The 13,554-nt window shown below is 38.2% G+C and carries 14 protein-coding genes; 3 read left to right on the plus strand and 11 right to left on the minus strand.

The window, feature by feature from the left end:
• Positions 1 to 173 precede the first annotated feature (173 nt).
• The 3 genes from ABDZ84_RS05950 to ABDZ84_RS05960 are packed head-to-tail and all read right to left on the minus strand — an operon-like array spanning position 174 to position 1,328.
• On the minus strand, positions 174 to 404 hold the full coding sequence (locus ABDZ84_RS05950) for a hypothetical protein (protein ID WP_026682796.1): 231 nt from the start codon (positions 402 to 404) through the stop codon (positions 174 to 176).
• Positions 385 to 849, minus strand: a complete 465-nt coding sequence (locus ABDZ84_RS05955; protein WP_246484927.1) for a DUF948 domain-containing protein — start codon at positions 847 to 849, stop codon at positions 385 to 387. The genes ABDZ84_RS05950 and ABDZ84_RS05955 overlap by 20 nt, the downstream gene beginning before the upstream one ends.
• A gap of 2 nt (positions 850 to 851) precedes the next feature.
• Positions 852 to 1,328, minus strand: a complete 477-nt coding sequence (locus tag ABDZ84_RS05960) for a DUF948 domain-containing protein (protein ID WP_051388451.1) — start codon at positions 1,326 to 1,328, stop codon at positions 852 to 854.
• 129 nt (positions 1,329 to 1,457) lie between these two features.
• Here ABDZ84_RS05960 and ABDZ84_RS05965 point away from each other — a divergent pair, with 129 nt between their 5' ends.
• Positions 1,458 to 2,309, plus strand: coding sequence for a YihY/virulence factor BrkB family protein (locus ABDZ84_RS05965; RefSeq protein WP_121604317.1), 852 nt, complete (start codon positions 1,458 to 1,460; stop codon positions 2,307 to 2,309).
• Between the two features lie 169 nt (positions 2,310 to 2,478).
• Here ABDZ84_RS05965 and ABDZ84_RS05970 read toward each other — a convergent pair whose 3' ends face one another.
• The 7 genes from ABDZ84_RS05970 to ABDZ84_RS06000 form a co-directional block, all read right to left on the minus strand.
• On the minus strand, positions 2,479 to 3,876 hold the full coding sequence (locus ABDZ84_RS05970; RefSeq protein WP_051388450.1) for an efflux RND transporter periplasmic adaptor subunit: 1,398 nt from the start codon (positions 3,874 to 3,876) through the stop codon (positions 2,479 to 2,481).
• On the minus strand, positions 3,876 to 4,550 hold the full coding sequence (locus ABDZ84_RS05975; RefSeq protein ID WP_026682793.1) for a hypothetical protein: 675 nt from the start codon (positions 4,548 to 4,550) through the stop codon (positions 3,876 to 3,878). The genes ABDZ84_RS05970 and ABDZ84_RS05975 overlap by 1 nt, the downstream gene beginning before the upstream one ends.
• Positions 4,551 to 4,785: 235 nt before the next feature.
• Positions 4,786 to 5,985 carry a trans-sulfuration enzyme family protein gene (locus tag ABDZ84_RS05980; RefSeq protein WP_121604316.1) on the minus strand — a complete coding sequence of 400 codons (1,200 nt, stop codon included), beginning with the start codon at positions 5,983 to 5,985 and terminating at the stop codon, positions 4,786 to 4,788.
• A 69-nt stretch (positions 5,986 to 6,054) separates the two neighbouring features.
• Entirely contained in the window at positions 6,055 to 6,702 is a 648-nt protein-coding gene (locus tag ABDZ84_RS05985; protein ID WP_026682792.1) for a GntR family transcriptional regulator, read from the minus strand.
• A gap of 156 nt (positions 6,703 to 6,858) precedes the next feature.
• Entirely contained in the window at positions 6,859 to 7,317 is a 459-nt protein-coding gene (locus tag ABDZ84_RS05990) for a GNAT family N-acetyltransferase (protein ID WP_026682791.1), read from the minus strand.
• A 247-nt stretch (positions 7,318 to 7,564) separates the two neighbouring features.
• Entirely contained in the window at positions 7,565 to 9,475 is a 1,911-nt protein-coding gene (locus ABDZ84_RS05995) for a vWA domain-containing protein (protein WP_121604315.1), read from the minus strand.
• Positions 9,476 to 9,490: 15 nt separating this feature from the next.
• Positions 9,491 to 10,363, minus strand: coding sequence for an ATP-binding protein (locus ABDZ84_RS06000; protein WP_026682790.1), 873 nt, complete (start codon positions 10,361 to 10,363; stop codon positions 9,491 to 9,493).
• 242 nt (positions 10,364 to 10,605) lie between these two features.
• Here ABDZ84_RS06000 and ABDZ84_RS06005 point away from each other — a divergent pair, with 242 nt between their 5' ends.
• Positions 10,606 to 11,535, plus strand: coding sequence for an L-lactate dehydrogenase (locus ABDZ84_RS06005; RefSeq protein ID WP_026682789.1), 930 nt, complete (start codon positions 10,606 to 10,608; stop codon positions 11,533 to 11,535).
• A gap of 49 nt (positions 11,536 to 11,584) precedes the next feature.
• Positions 11,585 to 13,156 (plus strand): L-lactate permease, encoded by a 1,572-nt coding sequence (locus ABDZ84_RS06010; RefSeq protein ID WP_026682788.1) that lies wholly within the window; start codon positions 11,585 to 11,587, stop codon positions 13,154 to 13,156.
• Between the two features lie 104 nt (positions 13,157 to 13,260).
• Here ABDZ84_RS06010 and ABDZ84_RS06015 read toward each other — a convergent pair whose 3' ends face one another.
• Positions 13,261 to 13,476: a hypothetical protein gene (locus tag ABDZ84_RS06015; RefSeq protein ID WP_343780550.1), complete on the minus strand. Its 216-nt coding sequence runs from the start codon at positions 13,474 to 13,476 to the stop codon at positions 13,261 to 13,263.
• Between the last annotated feature and the right edge of the window lie 78 nt (positions 13,477 to 13,554).

A 13,554-nucleotide genomic window follows, 5' to 3' on the forward strand; every position in this document is an offset into this window, starting at 1 on the left:
CAGAAGGTATCCCTTTTGCGTACATAAATCTCAAAAAAGTGGTACTCACCAAATTATTGGCGAGTACCACTTTTTATTTTACTGGGTTTTGTCCCAGCCCCTTGGCCTGACCTTCCTACAGGTATATGAACATATGTAGTAAGAATTTTTACTGGATGTTCCTACTCTACATATCAACGCTTCAGCTTTTGTTGGATATCCTTTTTCAAGCCATCAATCTTAATTGCACGAGCTTGACCATCTTGATATACTTTTCTCTCTATTTCCTTAGCTGTTTCCCAGATAGAACGCTTTTCCTCTATCCCCTGTTTTGTCATATTGCTTTTCACAAACCAACCTACAGCTATGCCAATTGCTGCTCCGGCTGTAATTACACTGACGCTTTTACTCGTTATGTTCGTCATTTAGTGGTGCTCCTTCATGCTGATCTTTCTTATGCTGTCTACGTTTTTGCAACCAGTAGTATCCAAGAGCAAATGTTCCGTATAAACCACCAGCTTTATTTTTATTAGTTACTTCCTTCGTATCTTCCGTTTTTTGCTTTAACGATTCCGTTACATCAACCAAGGATGAGGAAAATTTCCGAGTTACATTTCCAACATCACCGACAATATAAAATAACGGACTTAACTGTTTCATTTTTTCATTTATATCTGATAAGGTATGGTTACTTTCTTCTATTAAATTAGTGGTTTCCTTAAAAATGGAATTCATTTGATCCGGAAGCTGATTCACCGTTTTCTCGACACCATGAAGCACCCCCGCTAAATTATTTAATACATGTGCAATAAAAATAGCAATTATTAAACATGCAATCCCAATTAATAATACTCCAATACCTGTTAACATGATTATCCCTCTCTCCCTGAATGATTGTTTGATACATCAGCTGCTTCCTCTTGCTTATTCTGGGTAGGTGTATGCCGCTTCCATTTATCAAATAAATAAAATGCTGTTTCAGCCCAACGAATACCTTCAATATATGGTTTTGTCTTTTGCTCCATTTCGGCATCTGTAAGCTTAGAATTATTTTTCATTAATACATGATTTATCGTATTGATCGAGTTACCCATGTTCTCTACAGTTGCAAACACACTATCAGTTGCCTTCATTTTTTCTTCTATGTCGTCCATCATTCCATTCGTTTCTTGTAACATATGTGTTAATTGTGGGGTTACTTGTTGCATTTCTTGCCCAACTTCCCCTAATGTATTTCCCATCGTTCTCAGTGTTTTAGACACACGATGTAATACTAAGGCAATATACCCGACCGTTAATGCAAATGCAATACTAATCATTAGAATAGCTATATATATAATTCCTTCCAATTCGAACATCCCCCTTCCTATACATGCATTATACCACTTGAATACGCGAATAAAACGTATTGTGCTTTGACGATTACATCATGGAAATAATGGGTATATGGTAATTAAACTACATATGGAGGAACGTATATGTCAAATATAAAAGCAATTGCCAAGCAATTTACAGCAAAATTCAAAAGTGATAATGTTCCCTTGTTAGCAGCTGCCTTAGCCTACTACTTCTTATTATCTATCGTACCATTATTTTTAGTTTGCTTTGCCTTAATTCCATATTTTAATATACATCCTGATGATGCCATTACTTTTATTGAAGGTGCTCTACCTAATGAACTTTCAGCTATCTTCGAAGAAAATATTGTTCGACTTATCGAAACACCACGTGGTGGTCTACTTACCATTGGAATAATAGGAGCTATATGGTCATCTTCAGCCGGGATGAATGCCTTCATTAAAGCAACTAACGAAGCTTATGAAATGAATGAAACAAGGAACTTCCTCGTTGTTCGCATCATTGCACTCGGCCTCACCTTAAGTATGATTATAGCATTGGTTGTTGCCATTATCGTACCCATTTTTGGAAATGTCATTCTCCAATTTTTAGATTCCTTATTCTTCTTTTCTGCTACCACTGCTTTGTTATTACAAGTGCTTCGATGGACTGTTAGTCTCATTATATTATCAGGATTCATTCTTATTCTATATCGTGTTGCTCCGAATAAACGACTCCCTTTTAAACATATTATTCCCGGAACCATAACAGCTAGCTTTCTTTGGCAGGTTATCTCGTTAGGCTTTTCCGTATATGTCAGTAATTTTGGGAATTATTCTGCTACATATGGTAGTCTTGGTGGCATCATCATTTTATTAATTTGGTTTTTCCTAACTGGAATGATTCTAATAAGTGGTGCCATTATTAATGTTATATGCCATCAGAAGCAACAACAGTCAGATGATGAGAAGATTCTCACATCATCAATGTAAAAAAGCAGCCAAAAAGGTTCGTACAGATGTAGCAACTGGATTACGCGAGAAACTCCAGCGAGAAGAACGGCTGCATTAAGCCTCGCACCGAGTCGTATTTACTCCCTAGGAGTTGAACCACCTTCCGGGGGCTGGTTTAGGATGAGAGTTGTCTTTTAGGACAACTCCTCTATCGCGATAAGAAGCCTATCAAAAAGGGCTCGTACCAAGCAGTATCGCGAGGAGAAATGATACGCTTCCAACTATGGTCCCACTTAATTGGCGTTATAAATGTTGCCTGCTGCCGAAATTGACTTTCTGGATCCGCTGCAACTGCATCTCCAACAGTCACGCCAGAAGTTATCTCTAACATAGAATTCATAAGAATTCCCGTATCTACTTTCTGCTTCAATAAATTTCCCTCTTTTGTCATTTTCCATACATTACCTTGAGCGATCATATCTTCATATAAGACTGTTGCCTGTTCCGATGATTTCGTAATAATTGTTACATCTGCATGATAGCCAGGTAATAATGCTTGTTCAATCGACGCTTCCTGATTCTCATTATCTTTGGTAGATGCTTCCGTACCATCTGTTGTCTTTTCTTCCGTCTGATCCATTGTATCAGACGAACCGACAGCTTCCGGGTTTTCTACTGTTTCTTCTTTCTCTTCCTTCGCACCTTCCATATTTGCCTCTTCCTCATCTAATTCAAACGTTGCAGCAAAAGGGTAGATACTATCATCTTTTACAGTCACATTCCCTTTTGGAGCATCACTTACATGATTAATAGTACCTTCCAGACTTATATCTTTCTCGGAAATGCTAATCTCAACGGGTAAGCCTGCTTGTACAAGCGTACGCTCTTGTTCCGTCAACTCCCCCTCAGCATGTAGAGATGCACTTTCAATCGTTATAATTGGATCTTGCAATGAGGAAGATACCGATGCAACTCTACCTTCATATGGACTTTCCACCGTAATCGTATCACCCGTCGTTTGAAGCTCTTGTAATTGATTGTTAATACTTGTTAACGCAGCATTTTTTTGTGCCAATTCTTTTTCCTTTTCTACAATATATTGCTCTTTAACCAAATTGGCTTGGATCGGATCTTGTGGAAACTCTACACGCATTTCCTCCGATGTTATTTCTAATGATGGGGATGCTTCTGTATTTGTTTGCGGAATCTGATAAGCTCTCATTTGTGTAATCGCCTGTTGAATAGCAGCAATTTCACCCTCTACCTGATCTGCTTCTTGAATGAGATTCGACTCCGCTTCATAATAATTGTCTACCGTATAAGAAAAAAGTGCATCTCCCGCACTAACTTGGCTCCCCTCTTTTACCAGGAATTCATTAAAGCTTCCTGTTTGAGGATCAAAGTACACGTGGTTCGCTTCCGTAGCAGCTAACACCCCAGAAGTATGCAACTTTTCTTCCATATCCATCTGATTAACCTGAGACCAGTCAGAGATATAAGCAATTCGATCTACTTTTTTTTCATCATCGATATAAACCAATACAAAATTAACACCAATAAATAATACAATAGCGACTTGCAGAAAACGTTTTTTAGCCTTTTGCATTATCCAAACCACCCATTCAAGATGTATCGATCAGTATATGCTATCAATGCAGCAAGAATCCAATAACACATATGTAACCCTATTACAATAAGCCAAAGCCACTTTTTCTTTATATCTGATAAATAACCTATGTATTTGACTTGAAAATAAATGATCCAGAGCTGAAATAATGAAATGGCTCCGAAAAAATAAATAAACAGCGTATTGTCGAAAAGGTATGATGCAATAATCCCTAGAGATAAAGGAGATACATACCAATCTAGCCCATTAAAAACTGCTAACGGAATCCATATTAGTCTTTCAATTAAAACTACCAATAAGACAACCTGTTGCATGATTAATAGTTTCCGATAAGGTACTCCTGTAATAACATAGAAAATCAATGAAGGTATAAACAACACTAACGCTGTAAATAAAACTGCAAAGGCTACCCTTCCTACCAGAAACCAAAATTTTTGTTGCTCATAGATTAATGGCTTTAGCTCCATAGCTCCTGACGAAAGAAGATTTGTTCCTATGCCTACGTAGGCCATCCAACCGTATAAGATGACAGTACATAAAAGAAGTAAGAAATTCATTTTCCACAGATTTTTTATTTTCTCTGCTTTCTTTACTCGAAATAAATGATCTTCTATGGAAAACAGAAATTTACCCATGTTGCTATAATAAGTCATCTGCTACATCCCTCTTCTATATTTCAATTATCAGAATTACAAATATTGCCTTAATTTTATCGTAGAATCGGATAAAAATCTATTGTTTTTGTAAAAATTGACAAGATCCTACAACATATGAAGTCAAAATGCTACGCTTATAATCAATGATAGAATGGCCAAAAGAGATAGCAAAATAAGCTTTGGCGAAAAAATGCGCTCGTCCTTACATAAGGAGCAAGCGCATATACCTTCATTAATTTACTATTTTTATACTTGATTGTACTCTATTCAATGCTTGTCGTATATCATGAATAATGTCTTCACTGTCTTCTAAACCTGCTGATAGGCGGATTAGACCATCTGTAATCCCGTACTTCAAACGTTCTTCAGGTGGAATTGACGCATGTGTCATCGAAGCAGGATGCTGAACCAATGTTTCCGGGTCGCCCAAGCTAAAAGATATCATAGCTAATTTAAGATGGTTTATAAACATTTTTCCTGCTGGGCACCCTCCTTTTACTTCAAATGATACAATTCCTCCCATCCCACGCATTTGTTGAATTGCTAATTGATGTTGAGGGTGCGAAGATAGACCTGGATAGTGAACTGTATCAATCATTTCATGCGTTTCTAAATACTCCGCTATTTTTTGAGCATTTTCACAGTGCTTATTCATACGTAACGCCATTGTTTTTATTCCTCGAATTATCAGGAATCCATCCCAAGCATTTAATTGTTGACCAAGATCACCTGCAATTCTCTTTCGCATGAATTGAATAGTGGATGCATTACTAATAATCAAACCAGCTAATACATCTCCGTGTCCGTTCATATACTTCGTTGCACTATGAATGACAACATCGGCACCTAATTGTAACGGATTCTGTAGATACGGGCTCATAAATGTATTATCAATAATTAAAGGAATATTATAACGCTTACATAAATTAGCAATTGCTTTTATATCAAGCACTGTGAGTCTCGGATTCGACGGAGTTTCAATATAAACAGCTTTCGTATTATCCCTTAAAGCACGCTTTATAGAAGATAGCTTCGTACAATCTACAAAACTAACATCAATTCCAAAGCGTGGGGCAAGAGAGTGTAAGAAACTAAACGTACCTCCATAAACATCCTTTGTTACTATTACATGATCACCATTTTTTAAAAAGGTTAATAATGCTGTGGAAATTGCCGCCATTCCACTAGCTAAGCCTAAACAGGCTTCCCCACCTTCTAAAGCCGCTACTTTCTTTTCCAAGGTCTGTACAGTTGGATTACCATACCGCCCATAATAGATTCCTTCCCGTTCTCCTGAAACTACATCTGAAGCTGTTTCTGCATCTGGAAAAGCATAAGCTACAGCAGGTGTAATACATTGTGTGATCATCCCTGTCTTAGCATCTGGCTTTAAGTTCTCATGAATTAGTTTCGTATCTCGCTTCCAATCCATATTCTCTCTCCTTTCACTATCTTACGTTTTGTATAATTGTATACAATTATTTTTAGATGGAAGCATAAGTTAATATAACTCCTCCATCTTTTTAATAGCAGTATCTAGACTTTTCATAACATGCTGCTGTGAAATAAGTTCCGCTTGATGCGCATCGCCTTTTATCATATGGTCTAATATTAAAGCATGATCATCTAGCTGATTTTCCGTTGAATCTGTTGTTTGTATTAGGCCTAACCTTCGATAACGATTTATATGATTATTTAGTGTAAGTAGAATTTTCTTTGCCGTTTTATTTCCACTTAGCTCATATAAGTAAGAATGGAACTCCATACCGTATTGAATATGATCATCTTCCAATCCCTGCTTTTTAGCCTTATTTATCAGTAGCGTTATATTCTTTAAATGGTAAATATCTTTTTCTGTAGCATGTTTTGTCGCATCTCTAGCGATTTTACCTTCTAATATACTGCGAATCTCAAAAATTTCCCTTGCCTCTGTGATAGAAAGTGGCGCAACCTTTAATCTGCCATTCTGTTTTCTTACCAATAATTCTTCAAATTCCAATTGTTGTAATGCGGCACGTAGAGGTGTTCTGCTAACTTCTAATTCCTTAGCAAGACTTTCCTCAATAACGTCCTGATTAGGCTCCATTTGCCCACAAATAATTTTGTTTTTTATCTCCTCATATACATAATCCTTCGTTCCAAGACGCATTTTACTTCACACCCTTCCTATCCACCACTTGTGATTTTGTATAATTGTATACAATTATTTTGTGCTAACTCTACCCAAATGTCAATAAGAGGTTCATTCTTTATAGACTATAATAAAAGAAGCGACGTTGATAAGCCGCTTCTCCATCAATAGTTATTAAATGGTACTTGTATCTCGTACCATTACCAATCCAGAGACAATACCTGAATGATCCTCTTCTCCATTAAACCGGAAACCCAACCGCTCATATAAGGCCTGTGCCTTTGTATTATCTCGTGTGACACTTAGATAAATCATTTCTGTATCATATAGTTCTTCAATATGCTTGAGAAGGATTGGCAAAATCTTTGATGCATAACCAAGTCCCTGGTACTTCGCATCGATCATAAAACGATCTAGCCAAACGTCACCTTCTCGTTTTACTTGACCATACATAGCATAGCCAATTGCTATTTCTCCATCATATAATCCTACAGATTGCCATTCCGATTCAAACATCGATTGAACAATGGAGAGCGCATTACTCTCAATGTAGTCCTGCTGATTTTTCTTTACCGAAAGACAAGCAATCGTTTGCCAGTTTTCAGTCGATACCTCACGTATATGGAGGTCCATGTTCCCACTTCACTTTCTTCAATTTGTAAACATCATACACGTTTATCTCACATATAACCGGTAGTAACCCTCCCACTTATCAATATTGGGGGATCGACTGCCAGTACATGTCCGATTGGTTCAAAAGCCTTTAGCTCATACCCCTGTGATACTATACAGGAGATAAATTAATAAGTTAACCTAGAAGCTTGCCTACAAAACTAAGTTCTATTTAAGGGTGCTTTCATAACAAAATGGATCTGTTTTTTTATATTACTTTTAATAATAATTTTTTTAGAAGTGGTGCAAAGTGATCAGGAAGTTCGGAAACGCTTGGAACGAGAATACGATGCTTACCATAAATATTCTGCATTAGCTTATCTGCCAACTCATCTACTTCACCATCAGCGAGAAAAGTACCAATGACTTCCATTCCTTTTTTTCGCGCCTCCAGAACTGCAAGATTTGTATCGACAATGCCATTTTGATTATAATTAGCTGCTGCTGGTTCCCCATCAGAGAATACTAGTAAAAATTTATGTTTTTCACGGCGGGCCTCTAATTGCTCTGCTGCTACTCGAATACTAAATCCATCACGATTATCTTCTTGAGGCTCGAGCTGCATAATTTTTGGTCCATTATTTTGGTATAAGGAATCGGAAAAGGAGTGAATGATATGAAGATAATTAGGCTGGTAATGATCCGTTACCTCCATAGCATCTTCCCAGAATCCCATGATAGAATGTGGGATTTGAAAGGATTTAAGCACTTCATGAAATAGTACAATTCCTCGCTTTGTTTCTTCCATCTTTCCATGCATCGAGGCAGAACAATCTACTAGCAATGTAAAAGCGGCATCTAATTCCTTCGATTCTTGATTCTTCTTATAGAATATTCGTGGCTTCTCATCAAGCACCATCGGCAATAATTTTTTAGACAATCTGCCAATCATTAAATCCTTTCTTGCTGCATTCTTCTTATGTTCCAGTGTTTTTGTTATAATCGTCGATAGCTTGCGCTTATAGTTTTCAATATCTTTCACAAAATCAAGATATACATTAATATCCGCTTGGGAAGGAGGGCTTGATTGTTTGACACATTTTACCGCATTCTTATTTGCTTCCCCATATATTGCATCTCTGCCGCTTCCTGGCTTTATTTCTTGTTTATCCAAAGTGTCTAAATCTGAGTAATCCTTATTTTTAGTTTGTCCTGATGACCCTTGAATCGTTCCCATTGCTTGATCACCATCTTCTGTTTCTCTGGCACCATTGCCCATGATATTCGTTTTAGTACCAACTTCTAATTCAAATTGCAGAAAGGTCTGCTGTCGATCACTATTCTCATTTTCCCGATGCCAGGTGGAAAACTGTTCATCCATATATTCATTTTTCTCTTCGTCCAATTCTTCGCTATCCTCATTTGCAAGCTCATCCGTCCTTGTTAACTCATCAAATAATGTGTTTTTAGTATATTTATCAATATGATGAATGGGAAATACAAAATAATCATGAATTGTATCTACGTATCCTTCATGAAGACGGGAAACAATTTGCTCGACAATCCCTGAAACAGCTTGTGTACTTCTAGCTTCATATACAGAATAAATAAGTGGCTTGACCTTATTTAATTGCTCAAGCTGTGATTGTGAAGCTCTCGGAAAATTAGGGTCTGGGCTATTCGATTGTAAAGTTAAATAAATCAAGCAAAATAATTCATCTAATGCTAGGCCCCTTGTAACATGTGCAGCACGTTCATTTTCAAATTTATGTTTATAGTAATTTTTCCGAACAGTAAATACATGCTTTGTCCCCGGGCGTTCTTGCTTTATTTTCTCCTCTAATCGAATATCTTCAAATAATGCAAATAGTTGAGAAGCGAATTTTGGCAACGAAGATTCATTTACGGTGTGTAAAAATTCCTTCATAGCCTGTATATCAGAATAACGAAACGATCCAATTGTTCGTAAAAAAACATCCGATTTCAAGCCAGCCACTTTTACATTCGGACTGGTAGTATCCCAGGTTCTGCTTGCGGTTACCTTCCCATCTAATAAATCAATATAAGAACCAAAACTATACTCGAATAATAGCTCGGGATTACTGGATAAAACCGTAGTCAGATCCTGCAATTGCCGAAATAAATTAGTATCTACTTTAGAATCATGAAAACGATACATCGTATAATCTCCTAACTAGAATAAGGTTGCCGCCAGATTCAAGACAAACTCCCTCTCCCTATCTTCTTCCAGTTTATCAACAATGGCTCGTTGAATCGCTCGTTCCGCAGGAATAAGGACACTTAAGTCACATGCATCTAGTAAAGCACGAATAGACGCTGCATCTTCAGCTATTTTCCCTTGAACTACGGCTTGAATGAGGTCAGCTGACAACGTAACAAATAAGTCAATGGTATGCTCATCATTAAGTTGCGTATTCTCTTGAATCAGTTGCTTTAGTTGCTCACCTTCGATATAAGGTATTTCAATCACAACAAAACGGTTTTTTAATGCCTCATTGAGCGGAACGGTACCAACATACCCTTCATTAATGGCAGCAATTACATTAAACCCTTTATTGGCAGACACCAGTTCATTTGTAAATGGATTCGTTATCGTTCGACGATAATCCAAGACTCCGTTTATTAAAGGCAATGTTTCCGGTTTTGCCATGTTAATTTCATCAATATATAAAAATGTGCCATGTTGCATCGCATTAATGACAGGTCCTGAAACAAATTCGATAACCTGCTGATCATCTTTATTTGCAAGTGTTTTAAAGCCTAACAGGCTTTCAGCGTCTAAATCAACGGAGCAATTGACACTAAACATCGGTTGTTGAAATAGCATAGAAAGTGTTTCAGCAAATTTGGTTTTTCCAGCACCAGTTGGACCCTTTAACAGAATGTTTTTCCCCATGCTGAGCGCTGAGATGGCATCTATTAATAATTCTTGATTCGGCGGCATATAACCACCCTCACCAATTAATTCCTGAAATGCGTTGCTATTCCTGTTATAGCTATTCAATAGTTCTGTCATTTTGTCTGATAATTCATAGTTCGTACGCATACATAAACTCCTTTCAGAGCTATTGTATCTTTTTTTATGAGAAAAACAAAAGTTAGCTGTTTTATGACGCTATTAAAGGATAGAGATGAGAATTAACTAAATCACAAAAAAGCAGTATGTAACTCTTCACTATATATTACACCAATGAATTAACATACATCATATTGTGAAAAAATCACAAATGTATTCATGAATCTATGCTGGGGATAATACACAAATGAAAATGTCGGGAGGTAATGAATATGAGTGGAATTTTAAGTAGTAAAGTGGTGCTAATAGGTACAGGAGCGGTTGGGTCCAGTTACGCGTATTCATTGATAAATCAGGGATTGAGTGACGATATCATACTAGTGGATATAAATAAGAAAAAGGCTCAGGGAGATGTAATGGATTTGGATCATGGGATTGTATATGCACCTAGTCCCATGACGATCCGGTATGGGACTTTTAAAGATTGTAAAGATGCGGCGATTGTGGTTATTTGTGCTGGCTCAGCACAGAATCCCGGAGAGACAAGACTAGAGCTGGTGCAAAAAAATGTAAATATCTTCAAGTCAATAGTGGATGAGATTATGAAATCCGGTTTTGATGGTATTTTCATCGTAGCAACGAATCCGGTTGATATACTGGCTTATGCTACATGGAAATTCTCAGGCCTTTCAAAAGAGAGGGTCATAGGTTCAGGAACGGTCTTGGATACAGCAAGATTTCGAAGCCTGTTAGGAAGAGAATTTGGGATCGCTCCTATAAGTGTTCATGGGTATATTATCGGTGAACATGGTGATTCACAGCTTCCGGTTTGGAGCTCTGCTAATATTTCAGGCACACAAATCACTACCAAGATATCCCATGAAAGAAAAGAAGTGATCACCCAACAGGTTAAGGATGCTGCTTATCAAATTATTGAAATGAAAGGTGCGACCTATTACGGAATTGCAATGGCATTAGCGAGGATCACGAAGGCGATCCTGCGGAATGAGCAGGTGGTTTTACCAGTTGGTACGCTACTCGAAGGAGAGTATGGTGTCAATGATGTATATATCGGCGTTCCAGCGGTTGTTGACCGAAAAGGGGTTAGAAATGTGATTGAGCTCTCGCTGGATGAAAGAGAACAAGAAAAATTTGCGATCTCTGTACAACTATTGCAAGACTTTCAACAGAAGATAGGGTAATAGGGCAAGCTCATCATCCAATCATTCTTACTAAAAGGGAGTCATTTGTATGTTAGTTGAAAGTGTTAATCCGTTCGGTCATTTAGGAATCACAGCGATGGTTGCAGCCATTCCCGTTTTGTTATTTCTCTTGAGCCTGACTATTTTTAAAATGAAGGGCATACATGCAGCTATATTGAATCTTGGTGTAACGTTCATAATCGCACTGTTTGTCTTTAAGCTTCCTATTGAGGAATCGGTGGGCAGTGTCGTACAAGGTACCATAATCGGAATATGGCCGATTGGCTATATCATTATAATGGCAGTATGGTTATATAAAATTGCCGTTATATCCGGAAAATTTGATGTTTTACGAGGAAGTATCGCTGGGATTTCACATGATCAACGTCTACAGCTTTTATTAATTGGGTTCTGCTTTAATGCCTTCCTGGAAGGTGCTGCAGGCTTTGGTGTACCAATTGCCATCTGTGCTGTGCTCTTGGTTTCCCTGGGATTTAAACCTTTGCAGGCAGCCATGCTGTGTCTAATTGCAAACGGTGCTTCCGGTGCTTTCGGTGCCATTGGAATTCCTGTTGGAATTATTGATACATTTGCACTGGAGAATGTGACATCCATGAAGGTTTCCGTGATGACAGCCCTTACCCTACCAATCATTAACTTTACGATTCCATTCTTACTTATTTGGCTCATGGATGGATGGAAGGGAATCAAGGAAATATTCCCTGCTATTTTAGTGACGGCAGCGACCTATACTGTGTCACAGGCAGTCATCACGATCACCATCGGTCCAGAACTTGCGGATATTATTCCTTCTCTCTTAACGATGGGGGTATTAGCACTGTTCTTGAAGAAGTGGCAGCCGAAGAACATCTTTTTGCTTGATGATTATAAAAATAAGAGAGAAACCTATTCCATTGGAGAAGTGGTAAAAGCATGGTCCCCCTTTTATCTGTTGACCTTTTTTATCATGATTTGGAGCCTCCCTGTATTTCAAGGACTATTTGCAGAGGGGGGTATACTAGAATTTTCAGTTGTGAAGGGACTTATACCAGGTTCAACCATACCAATAACTGTCGATTTGCTCGGGGCCACAGGGACAGCAATCTTATTATCTGCCTTGACGACGGTGATCACTACGAAAGCCATCCACTTCAAAAAAAGCTGCAAGCTTCTGGGAAAAACCGTGGTTGAATTTAGTATTCCTATCGTCATGATCTGCGCCATACTAGGAATTGCCAAACTCATGACCTATGCAGGAATGACAACGGCGCTTGGTGAAACAGTGGCTAAAACGGGACAAGTATTTCCGTTATTGTCACCAATTCTTGGATGGATCGGTGTATTTATGACAGGCTCTGTTGTAAACAACAACACCCTATTCGCACCAATCCAGGCAACAGCGGGAAATATCCTAGGTACTAACCCATCTCTACTGGTTGCTGCGAACACAGCCGGAGGAGTCATGGCTAAACTCGTTTCGCCACAATCCATTGCGATTGCAGCAGCAGCCGTAGGTGAAACAGGAAACGAGGCCACACTCATGAAAATGACTCTTAAATACAGCTTTGCATTGCTCGCATTCGTTTGTATTTGGACATTTTTATTGTCCTTAATCTTTTAAAGTGCAATGGAATAGCGACAGAACCTAGTAGATAAGAAAAACGGAGCAAAATTCGCTCAGTCCTTATCACTAAATGCTCAGATTTACGCTTCCTCTAGTAGCTATTATGGAATAATAGCTACTGCTTGCTTGACCACCACTCCGGCTGCCCACTTCCCTTTCCGTGGGGTTTGTCCTTCCGCTAACTTTTTTAGCAAAACCCGCTCAAAAAGGTGGATCTTCAGGTCAAACATTTCCCACAGGAGTTGAAGTGGCCGCCCTTCGCTATCATCAGGCTCTACAAAGCTAGCATGAAGTAACACAGCTGCTTTTATACTCACGGATAACGATTTTCACTTTACCCATTGTAAAAAAAGTCAACCTATTACTTATGACAAGAATTGGTGCACCTTCTCATA

This window comes from Virgibacillus salarius, from assembly GCF_039521925.1.
Taxonomy (GTDB): Bacteria; Bacillota; Bacilli; order Bacillales; family Amphibacillaceae; genus Virgibacillus; species Virgibacillus salarius.

What these genes read in the sequence shown, in the direction of transcription:
- ABDZ84_RS05995 (WP_121604315.1), bottom strand. Translation starts at nt 9,475, where the DNA reads ATGTATCGTTTTCATGATTCTAAAGTAGATACTAATTTATTTCGGCAA.
- ABDZ84_RS05990 (WP_026682791.1), bottom strand. Translation starts at nt 7,317, where the DNA reads ATGGACCTCCATATACGTGAGGTATCGACTGAAAACTGGCAAACGATT.
- ABDZ84_RS05975 (WP_026682793.1), bottom strand. Translation starts at nt 4,550, where the DNA reads ATGACTTATTATAGCAACATGGGTAAATTTCTGTTTTCCATAGAAGAT.
- ABDZ84_RS05970 (WP_051388450.1), bottom strand. Translation starts at nt 3,876, where the DNA reads ATGCAAAAGGCTAAAAAACGTTTTCTGCAAGTCGCTATTGTATTATTT.
- ABDZ84_RS05955 (WP_246484927.1), bottom strand. Translation starts at nt 849, where the DNA reads ATGTTAACAGGTATTGGAGTATTATTAATTGGGATTGCATGTTTAATA.
- ABDZ84_RS05950 (WP_026682796.1), bottom strand. Translation starts at nt 404, where the DNA reads ATGACGAACATAACGAGTAAAAGCGTCAGTGTAATTACAGCCGGAGCA.
- ABDZ84_RS06010 (WP_026682788.1), top strand. Translation starts at nt 11,585, where the DNA reads ATGTTAGTTGAAAGTGTTAATCCGTTCGGTCATTTAGGAATCACAGCG.
- ABDZ84_RS06000 (WP_026682790.1), bottom strand. Translation starts at nt 10,363, where the DNA reads ATGCGTACGAACTATGAATTATCAGACAAAATGACAGAACTATTGAAT.
- ABDZ84_RS05985 (WP_026682792.1), bottom strand. Translation starts at nt 6,702, where the DNA reads ATGCGTCTTGGAACGAAGGATTATGTATATGAGGAGATAAAAAACAAA.
- ABDZ84_RS06005 (WP_026682789.1), top strand. Translation starts at nt 10,606, where the DNA reads ATGAGTGGAATTTTAAGTAGTAAAGTGGTGCTAATAGGTACAGGAGCG.
- ABDZ84_RS05965 (WP_121604317.1), top strand. Translation starts at nt 1,458, where the DNA reads ATGTCAAATATAAAAGCAATTGCCAAGCAATTTACAGCAAAATTCAAA.
- ABDZ84_RS05980 (WP_121604316.1), bottom strand. Translation starts at nt 5,985, where the DNA reads ATGGATTGGAAGCGAGATACGAAACTAATTCATGAGAACTTAAAGCCA.